A 6,363-nucleotide genomic window follows, 5' to 3' on the forward strand; every position below is an offset into this window, starting at 1 on the left:
GTTTGCGCCTGGACTGCGTCCTCCCGCACATATTGCGAGAGCCATGACTATCCACATCCCCCAGGCGCCCGCCGCCGCCCTGCAAGTGATCGATATGGTCTTCCCCGGGAATACCAATCACCATGGCACGCTGTTCGGAGGCGTGGCGCTAGCCCATATGGACAAGATCGCGTTTATCGCGGCCGCGCGCCATGGTCGCGCACCATTCGTCACCGCCTCGTCGGAAAAGATCGATTTCGCCGCGCCCGCTCATAGAGGCGAGATGATCGAGGCGACCGCCCGTATCATCCGCGTCGGGCGCAGGTCGCTCGATGTCGAGGTCGAATTGATCGCGGAGGGCACGGTGAACGCCGAGAGGCGCCTCTGCACGCGCGGGCGCTTCACGCTCGTGGCGGTGAAGGGACCGGACACGCGCTTGCCCTTGCCGCCGCTCAAGGACGCCGCACCGACAGACGATGGCCGGCTCCATATGGTCGACATGGTCTTCCCGGGCGAAACGAACCATTATGGCACCCTCTATGGCGGCGACGCGCTGAAGATGATGGGCAAGGCAGCCTTCATCGCAGCGACGCGCTGCAGTCGCGCCGTGATCGTCATGGCGGCGTCCCATCGCATTGATTTCGTCTCTCCCGTTCATGAGGGCGAGATGATCGAACTCATCTCCCAGGTACGGGAGATCGGTCGTAGTTCCATCCTGACAGAAGTTGAGCTTTGGGCCGAAAATCTGCTGGATGGCGCGCGGCGCCACGCCGCGACGGCCACCTTCACAATGGTGTCGGTGGACGATGAAGGACGCGCCAAGCCGATCGATCGCGACAGGACAGTCCAACGTCTGTTCACCCAGGGGCTATGATGTGGAGGCAGACATAGCGACCCAGGCTCAGCCTATGCTTCGCCGCCGTGCGATAAGCGCGCCGTGTGGCTGCAATAGTCCTTCCATCGAGCACGCACATCGGAGCGATATAAAGATTTCTTTATATACGCCTTGACGAGCGTCTTGAAAATCGCGATGAAGAAGATGTCGAGGTTCCCTGTTTCCGTTCATGATGATGGCGGGCGACAGGGCTAAGACGGGAAGCCGGTGGCGCTTGCGAGAGCGGAATCCGGCGCTGCCCCCGCAACTGTAAGCGGCGAGCGGCGGCCCCATGACGTGTCACTGACGCCAGTTCCGAGCGATCGGCAGTGGCGGCGGGAAGGCCGGGGCTGGCGTGATGACCCGTGAGCCAGGAGACCTGCCTCCGACGCGATAACTTTCCTCGGACGGGGGTTCCTCCGGTGGATCGCGCTTGACGCAGGGCTCGTGGCTTTCGGCCGCACGAGCTATCTCTCGCGCGCTCTTCCTTGGCCTCCTGCCCGGCACATGCAGGTAGGATACCGATCATGACCGACAGCAGCTTTACCTTCTCGATCAAGACCATTGCCTTCGATGAGAATTACCGGCCGGCTGACACGACGCGGATCACGACCAATTTCGCCAATCTAGCCAGGGGCGACAGCCGCCAGGAGAATTTGCGCAACACCCTGCGGATGATCGATAATCGTTTCAACTCCCTGGCCCATTGGGACAATCCTCAGGGTGATCGCTATTCGGTGGAACTGACGATCATCTCTGTCGAAATGCAGGTCGACGCCGATCGCGGCTCCGAAGCATTTCCCCTGATCGAAATCCTCCAGACCAGCATCCTCGACCGAAAAACCAATGAGCGCATCCCCGGCGTTGTCGGAAACAACTTCTCATCCTATGTGCGCGATTACGATTTCAGCGTGGTCCTGCCCCACCACAGGAAAACGCACCCGGGTTCCGAGGCTCCGCAGGACTTTGGCGACCTGCATGGCAAATTGTTCAGGCATTTCCTGAATTCGGATGCCTACAGGGACCATTCCAGCAAGTCCCCCGTCATCTGCCTGAGCGTATCGAGCAGCAAGACCTATCATCGCACAACCAATGTCCACCCGGTCCTGGGCAACGTCGGTCTTTGTCGAAGACGCGAAATTTCTGCGCGCGCAGACCGACCAGCCGATCAAGTGGACCCTGCCGGGGCCGATGACGATGATCGATACGCTCTACGATGCCCATTATCGGAGCCGCGAAAAGCTGGCCTGGGAATTTGCCAGGATCCTGGGCGAGGAAGCCAGGGAACTGGAGGCTGCGGGTGTCGACATCATTCAGTTCGACGAACCGGCCTTCAATGTCTTCTTCGAGGAGGCGAACGACTGGGGCATCGCCACACTGGAAAAGGCTGCCGAAGGGCTGACGTGCGAGACCGCGGTCCATATCTGCTACGGCTACGGCATCAAGGCCAACACTGACTGGAAGAAGACGCTGGGGTCGGAATGGCGGCAATATGAGGAAACCTTTCCCAATCTGCAGAAATCCAGCATCGATATTATCTCGCTGGAATGCCACCACTCCCACGTCCCGATGGAGCTGATCGAACTGGTCCGCGGAAAGAAGGTGATGGTGGGGGCGATCGATGTGGCGAGCGATAGGATCGAGACGCCGGAGGATGTTGCCGAAACGCTGCGCAAGGCGCTTGCGTTCGTGGACGCCGACAAGCTCTATCCGTCGACCAATTGCGGCATGGCCCCCCTCTCCCGGGGCATTGCGCGGGGCAAGCTGAACGCTCTGGGCGCCGGCGCCGAGATCGTCCGGCAGGAACTCTCGGCCGCCTGACAAGCCGGCAAGGTCAGCGCACATGTTTGGCGATCAGGAGGATCGGCGCGACGATCCTCCTGACCGTAGCGGCTCGCCCCCTGTCTCTGACCAAAACCGGAAGGTCAGCCTTTGCAGCGATCCTTGCCACCCGCACAACGGAAAAATATCCGAGTCATGGGCGGTCGCGATCATTGCCATACTCACTCACCCATCGTTTCGAGGCTGGGGCTGGGGAGAATGGGCGGTATTTTTCGTCGGGTCGTGCGGGGCATCTGCAGTTCGACATTGGCGGCTATGTGGCGGCGCGCCTGGCGGCGGCGGGGGTGGCGCGGGTGGAGATGCTGGACGAGGACACCTATGCGCAGCCCGATCGCTTCTTCAGCTATCGCCGTTCCTGTCATCTGGGCGAGCCGGGCTATGGCCGGCAGATGTCGATGATCGGGGTGCCCGCGTGAGGGCGCAGAGTGGCGGGTGCGAAAGACGCGCCTGGTTGCTGAAGGTCGGTCTGTGTGGATAACTCGCCCGATGGGGACGACATATGTGCCGCAGCTCTTGAGGTTTTTCGCGTGGGGCGATGACGCTACGACGCCCAGTCCTTTGGGCTGTTGGCCTGTGGCTATGTGCTGCTTGGGGGATTTGGTTGCGGGAGCAGGATTTGAACCTGCGACCTTCAGGTTATGAGCCTGACGAGCTACCGGGCTGCTCCATCCCGCGCCGTGGTATATCCGGTCCTCAGTCGCCGGCGGATGCATCCATGTTTTTGGGCGCATCCTTGGGCTGTCCTCCCCGGCTGATGCCGGGTCCGGGCGGCCATTTGGCCTTGCGGGCCTTGCGGCCCGTTGGCGTTTTGCCCGGGAGGGGTGTGAATGGGTTTATTGTCAAAAGCGCGAGCTTCAATGCCTGGCGACGCCCTACTCTTCCGGGGCTTGAGCCACAGTACCATCGGCGCAGTCAGGTTTCACGGCCGAGTTCGGGATGGGATCGGGTGGGTCACTGACGCTATGGTCACCAAGCAATGGAGCTGGCGCTTTTGGGTTTAATCGATGCCCGTGCGGACTTTATCTTGATATCTGGCTGCTTTCACGACCGCCATCTGGCGACAGATCAGAGCTGTCGTTGATGGTGGGGCCCTTAAGCGCGAACAGAGCAATTAGGATCGGTTAGCTCCACGCATTACTGCGCTTCCACATCCGACCTATCAACGTGATGGTCTATCACGGCTCGATGAAATCTTATCTTGAGGGAGGCTTCCCGCTTAGATGCTTTCAGCGGTTATCCCGTCCATGCATAGCTACCCTGCTGCGCCCTTGGCAGGACGACAGGTACACCAGAGGCATGTTCAACCCGGTCCTCTCGTACTAGGGTCAACTCCTCTCAAATTTCGACGCCCACGGCAGATAGGGACCAAACTGTCTCGCGACGTTCTGAACCCAGCTCACGTACCACTTTAATTGGCGAACAGCCAAACCCTTGGGACCTGCTCCAGCCCCAGGATGTGATGAGCCGACATCGAGGTGCCAAACGATTCCGTCGATATGAGCTCTTGGGAATCATCAGCCTGTTATCCCCGGCGTACCTTTTATCCGTTGAGCGATGGCCCTTCCACGAGGGACCACCGGATCACTATGACCGACTTTCGTCTCTGCTCGACTTGTCAGTCTCGCAGTCAGGCGGGCTTATGCCATTGCACTCTAACAGACGGTTTCCAACCGTCCTGAGCCCACCATCGCGCGCCTCCGTTACTCTTTAGGAGGCGACCGCCCCAGTCAAACTACCCGCCACAGAGGGTCCCTGCACCGGATGACGGTGCGAGGTTAGACATCAGAAAACAACAGGGTGGTATTTCACCTATGGCTCCACGACAACTGGCGTCATCGCTTCAAAGCCTCCCACCTATGCTACACAGTTCTTTCCTAATGCCACTCTGAAGCTGCAGTAAAGGTGCACGGGGTCTTTCCGTCTAACCGCGGGTACTCCGCATCTTCACGGAGAATTCAATTTCGCTGAGCATATCCTGGAGACAGTGGGGAAGTCGTTACGCCATTCGTGCAGGTCGGAACTTACCCGACAAGGAATTTCGCTACCTTAGGACCGTTATAGTTACGGCCGCCGTTTACCTGGGCTTCAATTCAGAGCTTGCACTCCTCCTCTTAACCTTCAGGCACCGGGCAGGCGTCAGGCCCTATACGTCGTCTTGAAGCCGACTTAGCAGAGCCCTGTGTTTTTGCTAAACAGTCGCTACCCCCTGGCCTGTGCCCCCCACAAGTGCTTGCGCATATGTGGGGCCTCCTTCTTCCGAAGGTACGGAGGCAATTTGCCGAGTTCCTTCAGGATACTTCTCTCAAACGCCTTGGTATACTCTACCATTCCACCTGTGTCGGTTTAGGGTACGGTCTATACGGTGGGGCTATTTCCTGGGACAACTTCCCTGCCCGGACCAATCCAATAAGGCCGAACAAGTTACGCCATCCGTCACACACCACCAGGCCCACGAATATTAACGTGGTTCCCATCGACTACCCCCTTCGGGCTCGTCTTAGGGGCCGGCTTACCCTGCTCAGATTAGCTTTAAGCAGGAACCCTTGGAATTTCGGCGAGAGGGCATCTCACCCTCTTAATCGCTACTCATGTCTGCATTCGCACTTCCGATACCTCCACGGTCGGTTACCCTCCCGCTTCAACGGCCTACGGAACGCTCCGCTACCGCTCAGTCCAAAGGACTGAACCCTAAGCTTCGGTGCACGTCTTGAGCCCCGTTACATCTTCGCCGCAGGATCTCTTGTTTAGACCAGTGAGCTGTTACGCTTTCTTTAAAGGATGGCTGCTTCTAAGCCAACCTCCTGGTTGTTTTGGAAATCCCACATGCTTTCCCACTTAGACGTGACTTGGGGACCTTAGCTGTAGGTTAGGGCTGTTTCCCTTTTGACGACGGACCTTAGCACCCGCCGTCTGTCTGCCGGACTAGACTCGTTGGTATTCGGAGTTTGGTTAGAATTGGTAGATCTCGCGACCCCCGCATCCATCCAGTGCTCTACCCCCAACGGCAATCATCCGACGCTCTACCTCAATAGATTTCGCGGAGAACCAGCTATTTCCCGGCTTGATTGGCCTTTCACCCCTAAACACAACTCATCCGATAATTTTTCAACATTAAACGGTTCGGCCCTCCAGTGCGTGTTACCGCACCTTCAGCCTGGTCATGCCTAGATCGCCGGGTTTCGGGTCTAATGCATCGAACTCATGGTCGCCCTGTTCAGACTCGCTTTCGCTGCGCCTACACCTAACGGCTTAAGCTTGCTCGATACACTAAGTCACAGACCCATTATGCAAGAGGTACGCTGTCAGGCTTCAAGAGCCCTCCAACTGCTTGTAGGCATCCGGTTTCAGGTACTGTTTCACTCCCCTCATCGGGGTGCTTTTCACCTTTCCCTCACGGTACTGGTTCGCTATCGGTCATGTACGAGTATTTAGGCTTGGAGGGTGGTCCCCCCATGTTCAGACAGAGTTTCACGTGCTCCGCCCTACTCAAGTCCTGACACTTCATTTTCGCATACGGGGCTGTCACCCGCTATGGCCGAACTTTCCAGATCGTTCTGCTAATTAAGTGCCAGGCGCTGGCCTGGTCCGCGTTCGCTCGCCACTACTAACGGAATCTCGGTTGATGTCTTTTCCTCCGGGTACTGAGATGTTTCAGTTCTCCGGGTTCG

1 protein-coding gene, 1 tRNA gene, 2 rRNA genes, 3 pseudogenes and 1 riboswitch (1 of these 8 only partly in view) are annotated in these 6,363 nt (G+C 58.2%); of the genes and pseudogenes, 4 read left to right on the top strand and 3 right to left on the bottom strand.

Annotated features, from left to right (window positions below; translation table 11 throughout):
* Positions 1 to 43 precede the first annotated feature (43 nt).
* The 4 genes and pseudogenes from ACGGKE_RS16160 to ACGGKE_RS16175 form a co-directional block, all read left to right on the top strand.
* Entirely contained in the window at positions 44 to 853 is an 810-nt protein-coding gene (locus ACGGKE_RS16160) for an acyl-CoA thioesterase (RefSeq protein WP_394443059.1), read from the top strand.
* Between the two features lie 154 nt (positions 854 to 1,007).
* Positions 1,008 to 1,255: riboswitch (cobalamin riboswitch) on the top strand.
* Between the two features lie 125 nt (positions 1,256 to 1,380).
* A pseudogene (locus tag ACGGKE_RS16165) lies at positions 1,381 to 1,965 on the top strand (putative oxygenase MesX); the annotation flags it as partial.
* Positions 1,966 to 1,969: 4 nt separating this feature from the next.
* Positions 1,970 to 2,674: pseudogene (locus tag ACGGKE_RS16170) on the top strand (methionine synthase); the annotation flags it as partial.
* A gap of 149 nt (positions 2,675 to 2,823) precedes the next feature.
* Positions 2,824 to 3,111 (top strand): annotated as a pseudogene (locus ACGGKE_RS16175) (laccase domain-containing protein); the annotation flags it as partial.
* Positions 3,112 to 3,293: 182 nt separating this feature from the next.
* Here the strand turns inward: ACGGKE_RS16175 and ACGGKE_RS16180 are convergent.
* From ACGGKE_RS16180 to ACGGKE_RS16190, 3 genes are all read right to left on the bottom strand, one after another.
* A tRNA-Met gene (locus ACGGKE_RS16180) sits at positions 3,294 to 3,370 on the bottom strand.
* A 184-nt stretch (positions 3,371 to 3,554) separates the two neighbouring features.
* Positions 3,555 to 3,669: ribosomal RNA gene (gene rrf, locus ACGGKE_RS16185) — 5S ribosomal RNA — on the bottom strand.
* A 118-nt stretch (positions 3,670 to 3,787) separates the two neighbouring features.
* A 23S ribosomal RNA gene (locus ACGGKE_RS16190) occupies positions 3,788 to 6,363 on the bottom strand; it runs 222 nt beyond the window's last position.

Origin of the sequence: Sphingobium naphthae, from assembly GCF_043589935.1 — a bacterium.
In the GTDB taxonomy this organism is placed as follows: domain Bacteria; phylum Pseudomonadota; class Alphaproteobacteria; order Sphingomonadales; family Sphingomonadaceae; genus Sphingobium; species Sphingobium naphthae_A.

What these genes read in the sequence shown, in the direction of transcription:
- ACGGKE_RS16160 (WP_394443059.1), top strand. Translation starts at nt 44, where the DNA reads ATGACTATCCACATCCCCCAGGCGCCCGCCGCCGCCCTGCAAGTGATC.